General features: G+C 39.2%; 6 protein-coding genes. All 6 read right to left on the reverse strand.

Annotated elements, in window-relative coordinates:
* Nucleotides 1–22: 22 nt before the first annotated feature.
* The gene (locus ACPUEN_RS05565; RefSeq protein ID WP_425639121.1) at nt 23–1,798 is read right to left on the reverse strand and encodes a sulfatase family protein; all 1,776 of its coding nucleotides are present in this window, start codon (nt 1,796–1,798) and stop codon (nt 23–25) included.
* Nucleotides 1,799–1,910: 112 nt separating this feature from the next.
* The gene (locus tag ACPUEN_RS05570; protein WP_425639122.1) at nt 1,911–5,435 is read right to left on the reverse strand and encodes a sulfatase-like hydrolase/transferase; all 3,525 of its coding nucleotides are present in this window, start codon (nt 5,433–5,435) and stop codon (nt 1,911–1,913) included.
* Between the two features lie 230 nt (nt 5,436–5,665).
* Nucleotides 5,666–6,355, reverse strand: coding sequence for a fasciclin domain-containing protein (locus tag ACPUEN_RS05575; RefSeq protein WP_425639123.1), 690 nt, complete (start codon nt 6,353–6,355; stop codon nt 5,666–5,668).
* Between the two features lie 17 nt (nt 6,356–6,372).
* Nucleotides 6,373–7,863, reverse strand: a complete 1,491-nt coding sequence (locus ACPUEN_RS05580) for a RagB/SusD family nutrient uptake outer membrane protein (RefSeq protein ID WP_425639124.1) — start codon at nt 7,861–7,863, stop codon at nt 6,373–6,375.
* A 146-nt stretch (nt 7,864–8,009) separates the two neighbouring features.
* Entirely contained in the window at nt 8,010–11,093 is a 3,084-nt protein-coding gene (locus tag ACPUEN_RS05585) for a SusC/RagA family TonB-linked outer membrane protein (protein ID WP_425639125.1), read from the reverse strand.
* A 715-nt stretch (nt 11,094–11,808) separates the two neighbouring features.
* Nucleotides 11,809–16,011, reverse strand: a complete 4,203-nt coding sequence (locus ACPUEN_RS05590) for a hybrid sensor histidine kinase/response regulator transcription factor (protein WP_425639126.1) — start codon at nt 16,009–16,011, stop codon at nt 11,809–11,811.
* Between the last annotated feature and the right edge of the window lie 75 nt (nt 16,012–16,086).

The following is a 16,086-nucleotide window of genomic DNA, read 5'->3' on the forward strand; positions in this document are numbered from 1 at the left end:
TTGGTGAAGATGTGGTAGGAACCTAGTTTAAATTTTGTTTGATAATCGCACTTGGGTTGTAGCCTATTCTATGAGCTTGCACCCAAATTGATTCTCCATCTTCCAGATTAACTGGCTTCTGGTAAATACTCCAGGAAGCGGATTGTTCTCCGATAGCATTGATCAATTTATATCCTATGGAAGCTCCTTCAGTTTCAGATTCGATTGCTACTTTCCCATTACTGATTTTTATCTGAGGATCAGCAGTTGTAGGCTTTTTATCACCTGCCCAGAGTCTATGAATCAGGTTTATTTCGGGTAAATTTGGAGTATCCCCAATATCCGTCAGCCAGCGATCCATTTCCAGACTCAAATCCTTGAGTTTATCTTGGTATGCGGGATCATCGGCGAGATTATGTAGCTCAAAAGGATCTGCAAGGCAATCATACAATTCTTCTTTAGGTTTTGATTCCCTAAACCATTGGGCTTGGATTACATTCAATTCTCCAGCTTCATTCAGTCTTAAAAGCTCCTGCATGGTAGGGATTTGTTCTCTGTATGCCAAAGGCAAGTAATAGCCTTGGTTGGGACGATAGTTTCTGATGTATTTGAATTGAGGATCACGAACAGCTCGAATAGCATCAGTAACTTCATCAAAGCGATCTGCAGCAGCATGAATATATTTACGCTCATCCTTAGCCTGATAATCACCCAAAAATGCCTGTCCTTGCATGTAATCAAGAGGCTTTTCACCAATTAATGAAAGAAGTGTTGGAGCAAAATCCACAAAGCTGATCAATTGATTATCAGTCGTTCCAGCTCTCCAGGAATCCGGAAAACGGATGATCATCGGAGTATTTAACCCGGAATCATAGATCAATCGCTTTTCACGAGGAAGAGGGCCACCGTGATCTCCATAAAATACAATTATCGTATTTTCTAACAATCCGTCCTCCTCCAATTGAGCTAGGATTACTCCGACCTGATTGTCCATCTCAGAGATATTATTGTAAAGTTTCCACATATCCCGCTGCACTATTGGAGTATTTGGGAGGTATGGAGGAACTTCAAATTCCTGATCCTTTGAGACATGCACCGGTGTTTCATCTTCCGTCAAATTACCTGGTTCCCATTTGTAAGTGGTATCTCCAGAATGGTAATGTCTCATTTCTATATTTCGAAAGCCATACGGTTCGAAAAGACCTGATTCATGTGTAGTGGTAAAGTTGAATATGGAGAAAAAAGGTTGACCTTCCGCTCTATTTCTCCAATGGGCATAAGGCCCATTATCATCCCAGGCTGTGACTGGAGCATTGAACTGGTAATCTTCCTTGTAGTTATTTGAAGTAAAATAGCCATGGGAACGGAGCAGTTCACTCACCATTTTCACTTCCGGTCCAGGTACAGCTTCATACTTGGGAAGTCCTGTCACTTCCGAATATGAACTTGTGCGCATATGATTAGCACCTATGCTCGAAGGATACATGCCCGTGGCTATGGCAGCTCTACTAGGCGCGCATACTCCAGAAGTGGAATACAAATTAGTGTAAACAACCCCTTCCTTTGCCAGGCGATTCAAGTTGGGCGTAATGGCACTTGAGTCTCCGAAAGGCGAAATATAAGCACCCATATCCTCTGTCACCAACCATAAAATATTGGGGCGATCTGGAAGAGGATTTCCCCTATTCCCTTCACCTAAACCTCTTGAATTACCACTCTTACATGCAGAAAACAGAACAACAGAAATCAATCCCAACCAGATGGATTTAACCAGTTGATATCTAAGGTTTATGTTCACAAATCTTTTTATAGTGCTCATTGAATTTGACATTTTTTTGAGAGACAGGTTTTCTTGCTAAATAGCGAAAAACACTCTCTATTTTCGAGTTAATCTTATATTTCAAAGCAGCCAAAACTTGAATGCTCCGACATTAGAAAGAATTGACTTTCAATTGAATAGTATGTTTACCTGTTTCCAGCCGGATGGTACCAAATGCAGTGGCTACTTTTTCTCCATTATGAATCACATCTTTTCCTTCCAATTCATTTAGAGAAAACTCAGCCACCATATTTGCAGGAATTTCAATTTCATAGGTCTGCAGCCTGGCATTATTGAAGAGATAATCTGCCTTAATGGACCCCAAGACAGTAGGTACTTCAATTGAACTTGATTGGAGCGTACTCATTTGGGGTTGAATCTGAGCAATACCAAATCCCGGTGTTTTCGGTTGTATTCCCCACAAACCTCGAGGAATTACATTTGCAGGAACTGCTCCCCATGGATGGTTCCAGTCCAGGTTATTTTTGTACTTATTATCCCAAGCTTCGAGTGTAATGGTGGAACCTAACTTAATCATATTATACCAACTACGATCACTGGTATCTACCAAAAGAGATAAAGCATAATCCTGCTCCCCTGCCCTATAAAGCCCATCCATCAAATACTGAGAGCCATAGACACTGCAGGCCATTCCACGGGATTTAACAAATTTCAATACTGATTCCTTATATTCCTCAGGCACCAATCCAAAAGCCAGAGGCATCATATTGGCATGCAGGGAGGCGTGAACAGTACCGATTCCGTCCACATAAATCCCTCTTTCTGAATCAAACATTTGTTCATTGAGAGATTTTTTGACTTTGGCAGCCTGATATTCAAATTCAAGCGCTTCTTGAGGTTTACCCATGATCTTTGCGAATTCCGCCATGATTCTCATGTTTTCATAGTAGAATGCATTGATCACCGTATTATAAGGTTTGAAAACAAAACCATCTTGCTCCCCCATGGTAACAGCCCCATTAAACTTTGCCGGAGGCCAGTCCACAATATCTGTCAACGGTTTTTTATAATCTGGAGCAAATCCCAGCTTCAACATGTAGTCATGATCTACCTTCGTAGAAGTGATCAAGCCATCCTGATTGGCTAATTCATAGAGGGTCTTATATTTCAGTGGCTCGTAGTATTTCTCAATCAATTCCGTATTCCCAGTGTACATATAATCTGCGTAGAACATCATCGCCACATGCTGCTGCCACTCGGTAGGCCAAGTTGGGTTTTCCATGAAATACTCTATGGTTCTTCTAGCCATAGCATATTCAGCATCAGTTGTATAATGGCTGAGCTGATTTAAGTAGGCGTCCGATTCATAGGGAATCCTCTCCCGGTCCCCATCCACATACAGACCATTGAAGGTCGTGGCCTTGATGGTATATTTACATAGCTCCCACACTTGGTTTAGGATATCGTCCGAGCTTTCGAAAGCACTCGCTTCCTCATCAAAGTAGGTGTGATAGGCAAGTTGGATAAAATCATCAGCTACTAATTCTCCTTTAAGACCTTCCACTTCAGCATACCTAAATGGCATCAATACGGGAGTACATTCAGGTAATGGCAATGCAACATCTGGGAGCGTATTTCTGGTATCTTGCTTTATGGACAACTGATAGGTTGTCTTGCCAGGCTCTACTTTCACTTCAATCTCCTGGTATCGAATATGACTCTTTGCAGGAGGAGTTCTATTGACATTTTTCCCGTCAGCCATTTCTCCAATTCTAAAAATCAGCGTTTCAGCCTTATCTGCCTGGTATTTGAATTCCATGGTGGCAAAAGCAGCCTTGCCAAAATCAATGAAATAATTATCTCCATTTTTATCGAAAACTTTTGGTTTGATCCTACTTACATCCTGAATATTTGAAGTAGAAATCATCTTATCCTCACTCCTACCAACTGTGAATTTCTGAGCTTCTGAATAATCAACCACCCGATTTTCCTCATCCCAGATCCTTACTTTCCAGTAGTAGCTCTTTCCCACCTCCAAAGGTTTTTCAGCATATTCTACATTTGATGAAAGTGCAGTTCTTACCTGTCCACTATTCCAAACATCACCTGTGTTGGTGTCGATCAGTTCTTCGCTGGAACTGACTAGGATTTGGTAAGCAGACTGAGTTTTGGAATACTCGGATATCAACCATCCAAATTCAGGTTTAGTGTCCAATATCTTCACGCCATTCTCAGGATCTCGAATGAGTTCAACTGTCAAATTGGAAGGGGCAGCTCTATACTTATTACTAAATTTGGTAATCAGTTCATCAGTTTTGGAACGAAGCTCATCAGCGATGGTCTTGTACTTAGGATCATTGATCAGGTTTGTTATTTCCTGAGGATCATTTTTCAGGTGATAGAGTTCTTCAACTTTCTTGTCATTGACATATCGGAAATATTTCCATTCCGCAGTACGCACTCCTTCACTTGGAGGGATTTCATCAAATTCCCAAATATGCTCTATCAAGACGGTGTCTCTACCTATTCTTTGATTCTTTCCGTTAACTATTGGCATCAAACTCTTTCCATGCCAGCTCTCGGGAGCCTCAACACCCGCCAAATCCGCAATAGTTGCTGGCACATCAATATTTAGCACCATATCTTTTACATCCTGATGTGTATTTGAACGTGGGTCATAAATGATTAGAGGAACACGGATGGAATTATCATACATCAGCCATTTGCCTGCGAGCTGACGCTCACCTAGGAAGTATCCATTGTCCCCCATCACGATAATCACCGTGTTTTTATCCAACCCTTTTTCCTTGAGCTTTTGACGGATCTTGGCTATTTCCAGATCAATGCCTGAAATCATTCGATAATACCCCTTTAGGCTATGCTGATATTTTTCTGGCGTATCGTATCTCCAAGTCCAACGGAGGCGGTTAAAACCGTCGCGCACAAACTGCGGCTGAGCTTGAAAATAGGTATCCTCTGCGAGAACAGGACCTGGAATAGTGGTATTCTGAAGTAATTGATCCGTGCTGGATTGCCAAAAGTACTGATCGGGAGCTCCGTCGTGAGCATGCGGTGCACTGAAGCTTAAGGACAAACTAAACGGTTGATTTGAAGGTGCTTTGTCAATAAAGTCCAGTGCCTGCTGGCCGGTATATCGGGTCAGGTGAACCGTATCTCCATTGATTGTTTTGTAGAAATACCCTCTTTTATCCGGGTATTGATTGTTTCGATCGTAGGACTCGTACTCATCGAATTGCTTTTCCAGATCGTCATATCGCACCCCATATTTTCCAAAAAAGGCAGTGTAATATCCATTGTTTTTTAAGACAATGGGATAGGAATTATCCATGTACTCATCCCGGATATTGCCGGTTTGAAAATTAAAATTATGGGATCGCTCATAGAGCCCGGTGAATAAGCTGGCCCGGCTGGCTGCGCAGATCGGGGTGGTCACAATCGCCGTCTCAAAATAGACCCCCATCTCTGCGAGCCTATCCATCTCCGGAGTCTGGACAAATTGATTCCCTGCATAACCCAGCGCATCAAAACGCTGATCATCAGTTAGAATAAAGATAATATTAGGTCTATCCTGGGTTTCTTTTGATTCCTGAGCCGATACTTTTATCGCGTTGACAGAAAGACATAAGAAGCATAAAAGTGCTATAAGCTTTGTCATTAATTTGGGTGAATTTTAATTGATGTAGTATAGTTTCAATCCTATTTTTTAAAAAAGAATTTATCCGTGACTACAAATTAGTTCTTAAGAATCATACCACTATCCTGTACCCTAGCGTGTGCTTTAGAGTACTAGATTCAATGCTCTTTGGAATTTACCCGGAATGGTATTTTCAAAGAATAAAAAGAAGTAAGCTTTTGGTCAGCTTACTTCTTTTATGTTTTGTAAAATTAAAACGGTTGATATCTCACATAGCTGTTCAGTTGATGTCCTATGCCATTAGTGAAAATAAAATTATGAAGATTCACAACCGTTCCTCTAGAAGTGCTAGGCATATTGGATGGCGTAGAAGGCGAGCCTATCCTTGCAATACTGGTATTGATTCGGATAGACTGATCAAACAAGCGCTTATTAATCTCAATTGAACCAGTATCTCCAGGAACCAAGGTCTGATAGTATAGAAAGGAATCGTTTTTAGGTATGGCAGGCTGTGATAAGTATTCATCGATAATGTGATACCTAAGTACATGTTCTAATCGCTCATTGCTGATCGAATCCAGCGGGTAATTTCTGTTTCCCGCCATGTTTTGAATCAGTTGATTGTTGCCGTTCCAAGCACTATTTCTTAATAACAAATAAGTCTTTGTAGTATCCTGCCCCAAATACAAATCTTCTAAACCTGTTCTTGCAATTGCCTCAAGCAAGTAATTAAATTCAGGCAGTCCGTTAGCATCTTGATAAGTAGGGTCGCTATTTATCATCTCCATCCATTCCAATGCTGACATTCCCGTAGGTCTATTTCCAAATGGCTCTGGCACATATTCCCATTCCTTTTGCAGTTCCAAGTCACAACTGAAAAGTGCAAAAGTGGCAATTGCAGCCATCATGAAGTTTCTTGCCTTTTTAATATATAGTTTCATCTGTAGTTAAGTTTAAATTAGTAACCAGGAGTTTGAGTCAAGTTTGGATTGTCTACCAAGTGCTGAAACCAGATTGGAAACAGTAATCTATCCGAACTTTGTCCATTGATAGGTCCCAATACCTCAACTGCTTTATCTGTTCTGATCAGATCCCACCATCTCTTACCTTCCGCAAGCAATTCAAATTGGCGCTCGTCCAATATAGCGTCATGCAATTCATCGCTCGTTTGATAATCCTCCAGTTGAATTTCCGGTAAATCTCTAGCAGCTCTTATTCGGTTTACCAACCCTACTGCCTCCTCCATATTCCCCAATTGCAATTCAGCCTCTGCTTTGAGTAGCAGCATACCTGCATATCGATAGACAACTACATCCGTATCATCCTCATTTCCAGAATAATTAGTCAAATTGTATTTCCCATACCTTCGCTCGCCAATATCTTTTATAGATTCTATCATCTGTAAATACCTGTGATAATCTCCATAAATCGTCTGACCTGTATTTTCATCTACTGTCTGTGGTATAAAATCTGGATACTTCATATGCCACGAAATAGAATCTGTAGGAAATGTTTCTATCCATTTATTTTCCAGATGCTCAGAAACAAAGAATGCAGGCACACCAGGCCAAAACAAACTGTAAATTCCTCCTTCGCCCTGATCTTCCTCGATATTCAATGCGATGGAGAAAATCAGCTCCGGGCCTGTTTCCATTTGATTGGAAGGAAGACCTGATCTATCTGGTTCATTGCGAAATAGGGCATGAAAATCTTCCGGTGTGTTAACTAGTGTAAACTGATTTAATGCTTCCAACTTATCCAGCGCCTCTTTAGCCAATGCATATTCCTTTAAATGCATGTAAACTTCTGCTTGAAAACTGTAGACACTTGAAAGCGAAAACCTTGACTTTTCATGAGGATTCAAAATCAACTCTTCGGCCTTCATCATGTCTGGGATTATAATAGTATTTATAATCTCCTCTCCTGAGGTCTTTGGCCTATAGATATCATCATTTACGCCAGTAATCACATCGAGGTATAAAGGGACATCTCCGAAAGTCCGAACCAGGTCGAAGTAAACAAAAGCTCTTAAAGCATGAGCCTGTCCCAAAAGCCCGTTAATATCTCCTGTAATAGTTGGAATGTTATTTATAGCCAGATTAGCTCTCAAAAGCACATTATACATGTCAGCCCAACCACCATAATTTCTGCTTTTATCATTAAGATTATTAGTGGTAAGTTGAAGAGCTTCAGGATTTTCCCCAGCAGGTGATGCATCAAAATTATCTGATCGCAATTCTCCCCACACAAAATATTTACGTGAATAAGCGGACTGCAATGCATCGTAAATTCCGGCTACTCCAGATTGGGCATCTGCTTCAGTTTGCCAAAATTGTGCATCAGAAATTTCACTTTGCGGATTCTCTTCCAGCATACTATCACATCCTTGTGAGGCGATTACAGTAAGTGCTATCAGCAGTCCTATCGTTGTTTTTTTTATAATTTTCATAAGATTATAATTTGTCTTTTAAAAGCCATAGAGAATATCGCGATACTTATAAACGTACCAGTGTATGACCTTTTGGTCATGCCTATCTGACTCAGTCATGCTCGATTTCCAAATGAACTTGTTCCTTATTTCTAAAACTAAGACGCTTAAAATTTGATATTTACACCAAGTATATACTCTCGGTACAAAGGATATCTAAGATTATCCAGACCAGGCTGAAGTGCATTTCCTCTTGATCCCAGCTCTGCATTATATCCCTCATAATTTGTCCAGGTAAGAAGATTATTCCCGGAAGCATAAAAGGATACATTAGATAAGAAGTTTACTTTATCCATCATGGAGGTTGGGAGTGAGTAATCCAACCTCAAGGATCTTAGCTTTATGAAATCAGCTTGACTCACCCAGTAAGAGTTTGGTCCTAAACTATTTCTAGAGCTCCCACTCGCATTTAAACTCGGATATTTAGCTATATCACCTGGTTGATACCAAGCTTCCTCAACTCGATCAGGCCCAGGTATCACAGTACGTACCAAGCGTTGATTTCTGGTTTCATCGTAGCTTCGGTAGATGTCATTTCCGAAGTTATAGTCAATCATCATCGAGAGTTTTATTCCTTTAAAAATGAATTCGTTATAGAGTCCACCAAAGAACTTCGGCAAACCATTCCCGATAACCGTTCTATCAGCATTTGGATCAATATTGAAATCACCGTTCCAATCCTTCCACATCACATCGCCACCAAGCAATACTCGATTCTGTACTTTGAGCTGATTCACATTTCCAGTATAAGCTTGACCATTCTGCTGATAACTCAAAAACCCTCCTTGCTCATCAAAAATCGGAGTCAACTGATTCCCATTGTCATCAAATGCGTTGGACTCATTATAAGGAAAAACCCCCAATGCAGTGTATCCCCACATGTCTCCGATGGATCCTCCTTCCCTGATGATAAAGTCACCTCTAATAATCTGTCCATTTTCTTCGGCTAATTCTACTACTTCATTGGTGTTGGTAGCTATGTTGAAGCTGGAAAACCATTGAAAGTTTGGTTTTTTGATCACATCACCACTGATAGTAAATTCTATCCCGCTGTTCTTTATTTGACCGATGTTATTACTGATGCTGCTAAAACCTGTTTCTTCAGGAAGAGGCGTAGGGTAAAGCAAGTCTGAGGTCAATTTTTCATAGTAATCGAAACTCGCATTGATTCTTCCGTCTAAAAACCCAAAATCAGCTCCTACATAGGATTGCTGCGTAGTCTCCCATGACAAATTTTCATTTCCTAGCTGCGTAATAGCAATACCATTTAATCCGTTATAGAGAAATCCAGGTGAATAAAGTGTTCTGCTATCAAAGTTTCCGATTCGCTCATTTCCATTTTGGGATATCCCTGCTCTCAACTTGAACTCAGAAACTGCCCCTGAAAGTGGATCCCAAAACGATTCATCACTCAATCTCCATCCTACAGATACGCCTGGAAATACACCATATTGATTAGCAGAGCCAAAACGCGAAGAACCATCTCTTCTAATTGTACCTCCAAACAGGTATTTGCCTTTATAATCATAGGTAACTCTTCCGAACTGTGAAACCAACGCATGACTAGTAGCTGTGGTCCGGGTGTTTGCAGCGTCCAATTCCGCTACGTTGTTGAAAGTCCTTATGATATCGTTGTTAAAATTAACCGACCGAAAACGAGAGTACTCGTACTGCCATTGCTGAAACTGAACCCCAGCAACAGCGGTTACATTATGATCTCCAAAGCTCTTTTTATAGCTCAAATAATTTTCCTGCTGAAGACTATAATTCAAAGTAGTAATCTCTGAACCTGCAGGCGGGCTACCAAGTGGCTGTACCACGGTTGGATCAAAATCATTGTTCCTCCCAAGCTCAAAGTTGACCCCAAGAGTGGATTTAAACTTTAGAGAGGGAATAATATCTATTTCTCCGTATGAAAAAATTTGACCTACATAGTCTCTACTTCTCCTAACCGTGAAAATGGTTTCTGCAACGACATTCTGCTGACTGGAAGTTTGGGGTACATAAGTCCCATCAGCATCTTGGGTTGGCAAGTATGGGAAATGAGTTGCCAACTGACCAAAAATAGAACCTTCATTCAAACCATTTCGCTCCAAATAAGATGCATTGACGCGAGTACCAATTTTAAGTCTTTTAGCTACGTTGAAATTGACGTTTAGAGTCGTATTAATTCTCTGGAAACCGGAATTATCTACAATTCCATCTTGGTTCAAAAAGCCTGTGTTCCAATAAAAATTGGCATCATCTTTCCCCCCGCTCAACGAAAGTCCTACCTGGTCCCTAACTCCTACCCGGGTAATTAATTCTTGGTAATCAAAATCCTGATTAAACATCGCTGAAAGTGAATCAGCTGGAGGTCCAGGATTTATAGCATTATTCCCAACTCTGGCAAGTTCATAAATTCTCGCCTGACGTGTATTTGAAACCGGGATTTTTGTTGCCAAAGAGCTGTAACTACGCACATAACTCGCGTCTATTTTTGTAGCTCCACTTGCCCCTTTTTTGGTAGTTACGAGAATAACTCCATTGGCTGATTTGGATCCATAAATAGCAGCTGAAGCTCCATCTTTAAGCACCTCAATGGATGCGATATCATTTGGATTCAGGTTTTCAATGTTATCCAGTTGCTGACCATCCACAACATACAAAGGACCAGTCCCGCCATTCAAAGTGGACGTTCCTCTGATTTTGATATCCGATGGCTCACCAGGACCACCATTTGAGGTAATGGAAACACCGGCCAACCTGCCTTTCATACCATCCAGAACTCCAACAGGTGTAGTTTGCGCTAATTCTTCTGATTTTACAGAAACTACTGAGCCGGTCAAATCTCTTCTGTTTTGCTCGCCATAGCCCATCACTACCACCTCGCTTAATTGTGTCATGTCCACTCCCAAAGTCACATTAACTTGAGTTTGGTTTCCTACAGTAATTTCTTGCTGGTCATATCCTATAAATGAAAAAATCAAAACATCAGTAGGTGAGGCTTTAATTTGATACTTACCATCTATATCTGTGGCAGTTCCAGTTGTAGATCCTTTGACGAGAACGGTAACACCAGGAAGTCCCAGTCCATCTTCATCCGATATTACGGTGCCCATAATAATAGACTCTTGGGCAAGTACCAACGTACCGCTAAGAAGCATCGATAAGGACAGTAATATTATTTTTTGTAAAGTTTTCTGAATCATTTTAATTCTATTTAATTATCATTCATGATTAGTTTACTACATCTAGTGTAGCTATCCTTTTAAGGGATAAAATATTGGGCAAAAGGTTATTTAAGGTTTATTTTATTCATGCATATAATAATTAAATGTTTAAATATTCATACAGTTCAATCAGGTTTTCCCCTTAAACTAAAGATCAATACTTGGCTTGCAATTATTCCTGATCAGATCTTTAATAGGCATCATATTAACAATCCAATTCATAATGAATTATGAGCTAATACATCGATGATGTAACCCTATTCATTATGCTTGACTTTGCACCACTCGCTTTTGTACAGTTGAATAGTTCCATTCTCTAATCGAAGTAATCCCTTGGCGCTATTACTCGATTAGAACACTCTAAACTTCAAAATATTTAAAAAAGTAAAATCCAAAAAAAGGGTGATTTTGTACATATCAATACCAATATGCCCTTTAGGAATGATTAAAGGGCATTTCATAAATTGAATCAAAACTATCTTGGAAATTAGAATCTAAGAGGAGTGCATACCCCAAAGACACAAAAAGAGAATAGATCTAATTAAAAGTGAAAAGAAGAAAGAACTGACTACATTAAAAAAGATGAAAAGTCGTATAGAAATAAATTGGTCAATAGAACCTTTCGGAAAGGACACTCCACTTCTTCAAAAGGACATTATTCTATTTAGAAAAAACTATTGCAAGTATATAAAAATCAATCTAACCCTAACTCTTCCTTAAATCGCTCGGAGTAAGCTTTTGGACTTATACCAAAATGCTTTTTGAATGCTTTGGAAAAGTAATTTGGATCCTTAAAACCTACTATATATCCTACCTCAGATATATTAGTCTTATGCTGTTCTATTAAAGAAGCAGCTTTTTTCATTTTTACAGTTAATATAAAATCCTTAGGAGTCTGGTTTGTCCAGGCTTTAAATTTGGTGAAGAGTAAAGATCTGCTGATTCCTAACTCCTCTGTCAAATATTGAATATCGAAAAACTCGTTTGAAACATTATCCTTAATTAGTTGAATAGCATTTTTCATCATTTCTTCATCTCTGGAATTAACACTCACTTCTGTAGCTATAAATTCTCCAGACTCTCCTATTTTCTTTCTCAGTTTCTCATGAGTGTTTAGGATATTTCTGCATTTCAAAAGCAGCTCTTTAAAATCAAAGGGTTTACTTAAAAATTCGTCTGCACCTGACTCCAACCCATCGTATTTATATACCAAGGAGGTTCTAGCAGTCAAAAGTATAAAAGGAACATGGCTGGTACGAAGGTCAGATTTTACTTTTTCACAGAATTCTATCCCATCCATCACCGGCATCATTACATCACTGATGATAAGATCAGGCTGACTAGAAATCGCCTCTTGGTAACCTAAAGCACCATTTTCTATCAGAATAGTTCGATAGTTTTTACACAGTACACTTTGTATAAAAGAACCTATTTCTTTGTTATCCTCAACAATTAGTATTTTAGGTGCATCTTCAAGGACATTATTTCTTTCTTCATTTTCTAGCAAGGACCCTACTTCGTTTTCAGCCTGAGGCATGATATAGTTGGAAATTTCTTCACTGTTGACAAAGGAGTCAATAATTTCATCATTGGAAAAATGCTCTCGCCCTAGACTCAATTCCATCATAAAATCGCTTCCTTTCCCTTCTACACTGCTAACCTTCAGATTTCCCTTATGCAATTCCATCACATTTTTTGCGATAGCCAAACCAATTCCTGAACCTTTCTTGAACTTGGATTTTTGTCCGTGGGAAGGGACCTCGTAGAATCTATCAAAGACTTTATCAATATGATCTTCCGCTATACCAATGCCTGAATCCTGCACATGTATCTGAACTTTCTCAGCTTCAAGTGAAACTCTCACTGTTACCTGTCCTCCAGTGGAAGTATATTTGAATGCATTGGATATTAGGTTATATAGCACCTTTTCCAATTTATCCCGATCAAAATAGACATTGATTTCCTCTTGGGAAGTGAGGAACTGATAATCTAGATCATACAATTTGGCCTGTTGAGTAAAGGATAAATAGATTTCCTTTGCAAACTTCACTACGTTCCCTTCTGCAGCCTGAAGCTTCATTTGTTTGTTCTCCAACTTTCGGAAATCCATCAGTTCATTTATCAACTTGAAAAGATGATCGGTATTTTTTTTGATAACCTGAAGCTGTCTGAAAACACCACTAGGCCCTTTATATTCAGTAATCAATTTATCCAAAGGTGCAGAAATCAAGGTCAGTGGAGTTCTGAACTCATGAGAAATATTAGTGAAAAACTGCAGCTTTTGCTGATTCAGATCTTTTTGGTATTCAAATTCCCTGGTCTCCATTTCTAGCTGATGCTGCAATTTTAATCTTGACCTGAAGAAAAATATAACCACCAACAGCGCCGATAAAACAATTAAGGAATATAGTAAATAAGCCCAGCCAGTAAGCCAGGGAGCACTTTTCATAGTAATATCCAAGCTGGTGATCTCCGAACTTTCTATCCCATCTTTGTTTACTCCTTTCACTTCGAAAACATAATCCCCTCCTCTTTGAATGGTATAGGAAACAAAAGAATTAGTGGTTCTTACCCACTCATCCTCCAAGCCTTTTAAGCGATAGAGGTAAGTGTTTTTGTCCGAATTAATATAATTGGGCATGGAAAAATGTATGGAAAAAATATTCTGATTATAATTCAATGTAAGCTCTTTGGTGTAGGACATAGCTTGATCTAAAATGCTAGTCCCATCATTCACACTAATTTCCCGATCTGAAATATAGAATTGGGTAAGCACCACCTTGGGAGCAGAAGCATTCTCTACGTCTAGCCGAGTAGGATAAAATGAGGTCACTCCAGATGCTCCGCCAAATAGAATTCTTCCTGAACTGCTATACAATTTTGATCTCCTGTTGAATTCATTTGGCTGAACACCATCCTTGCTGTCAAAAATTCGGTGATTGCCAGATTCCGGATCATAGGAAACAACACCCTCCTCAGTACTCAGCCATAGTTTTCCATTGCTATCCTCGCTAAGCGCAAAAACACTCGTAATCTTGGGTATGTTCACAGAATATAGCGTGTCATTTTTCACAGAGAAAAGTCCGAAATCATTAGCAGCTACCCAGATGTTATTTCCTTCAGAGCTTTCCAGAATATCGTGCACATACAAATTGCTTTCCTCACCGTTTTCCAGTTTCAATAATTGAAATTGAAAATCATTTTCATTGTAGGATTTGCGGGAAAGGACGGATACCCCTCTTCCAGTCCCAATAAATAAGTCTCCGCTTTTAGTTTCGGTAAGTACTCTTACATTATTATTAGGAATGCTTGGAGAATTTATGTCAAAAGTAAAATGCCTAAACGATTGGTCCTTAGGATCAAATAGGCTTAGCCCTCGATTCAACGTGCCTATCCAAATTTTACCATCAAAGGCTTTTTCCAATTCTAATAATTGATTGGTGGAGATGGCTTTATCAGGCTCTGACTTTGAGTCATATTTATATTCTTTAAAGGCTTTACTTTTTAGATCGTAATGAATTAGCCCCCTGTTGAAGGTAGCAATCCAAACTTTATGTGAATCTTCATAAAGCATATCCTTGACAGAGCCAATAAAATTCCCTTCTGATAACTGATCAATTTTCTGGAAATTTTCGCCTCTAGCATTCATCACATTTATACCTGCGCCCTCGGTGCCTATATAAATGTTGGAGTTTTTATCTTCCATAAAAGAGCTGACCACATTGTACCCCAACTGAGTACCAAAATGCTCCTGTATCTTCTCAAAATTGAGCTGTTTATCGCTCCAGTAGTTGATCCCACCAAAATAGGTGGATATCCAAATTCCTCCATCTCGATCGGTAAACAATGCTTTTACATCTTTTCCATTTAAACTATTTGGGTTTCGTGAATCATGCCTAATCTTCGCTAAAAGTTTATGATTATTATCCAGCACATTCACTCCGTCATAAGTACCTACCCAAAGTCTATTTTGATGATCAAAGGTGATATCACTAATTACTTGATTGGTCAGTTTGCCCTCACCAGGCTGATTTCCATACCGTATAAATTCTTCTTCATTAGTTCTAAAATAAAAGAGTCCATCCTTGGTACCTATCCATAAGTTGCCTATTAAATCTTCCTTGATCGAAGTGATTTCAAAATTACCATCCTGCTGGTTATTGGAGATTTTAGGAGCATAGGATTTAAAAGTTAATCGTCCCCCTTTTTCCCTTAAGGATTTATTAAGTCCATTTTGTGTTCCTATCCATATTTCTCCTTTTTTGCTCTTGAAAAAACTAGTGATAATATCAGAACTGAGCGATTTATCATCATTTATATCATGCCTATAGACTGTTATTTCGTCCATTTCTTCATTCAATACATTAAGTCCCGCACGCGTAGCTAACCAAACTTCAGAAGCACTAATTCTTAATACATCAAATACAAAAGATGTAGATATCGACAGCTTTTCGGTAGTTTCAAAAGGAAAATCATGTGGTTTCTCAAGCCTTAGATCAAAATAACTCAAGCCTTTTTTGGTTGCCATCCATACACCCGCACTGTCTAAACTAATAGAGTAAATATCATTAACTCTTAAATCCCTCACATCGCCTACCTCCCTACGTACCACCACTAAATTATGCCCATCATATTTCATCAATCCATTTCTGGTTCCCAGCCAAATCATGCCTAAATTATCCTGATCAATACTATTGACAGGATTTAATGAAAAACCATCTGAAGTAGGTAAATGCGTAAAGAAATTGAAAGAATCCTGTTTTTGGGCAAAAAGGCAGCTACTGGAAACAAAAAATGAAAACAGGAATAGAGCCAAAATCCTCCATTGTTTGAATGCAGTATAAGAATGCGAGCCAGTATTTAAAAATCCTATTTTCCGTGCATTTTCAAATTGCATAATGCTAGAGTCATATTTGGGTTGTTAATCGACTTTATACCGGTCGAGAGTTTAATAATAGAGAAATTCCAAGTT

Source organism: Algoriphagus yeomjeoni, assembly GCF_049821175.1.
Lineage (GTDB): Bacteria > Bacteroidota > Bacteroidia > Cytophagales > Cyclobacteriaceae > Algoriphagus > Algoriphagus yeomjeoni_A.

What these genes read in the sequence shown, in the direction of transcription:
- ACPUEN_RS05565 (WP_425639121.1), bottom strand. Translation starts at nt 1,798, where the DNA reads ATGAGCACTATAAAAAGATTTGTGAACATAAACCTTAGATATCAACTG.
- ACPUEN_RS05570 (WP_425639122.1), bottom strand. Translation starts at nt 5,435, where the DNA reads ATGACAAAGCTTATAGCACTTTTATGCTTCTTATGTCTTTCTGTCAAC.
- ACPUEN_RS05575 (WP_425639123.1), bottom strand. Translation starts at nt 6,355, where the DNA reads ATGAAACTATATATTAAAAAGGCAAGAAACTTCATGATGGCTGCAATT.
- ACPUEN_RS05580 (WP_425639124.1), bottom strand. Translation starts at nt 7,863, where the DNA reads ATGAAAATTATAAAAAAAACAACGATAGGACTGCTGATAGCACTTACT.
- ACPUEN_RS05585 (WP_425639125.1), bottom strand. Translation starts at nt 11,093, where the DNA reads ATGATTCAGAAAACTTTACAAAAAATAATATTACTGTCCTTATCGATG.
- ACPUEN_RS05590 (WP_425639126.1), bottom strand. Translation starts at nt 16,011, where the DNA reads ATGCAATTTGAAAATGCACGGAAAATAGGATTTTTAAATACTGGCTCG.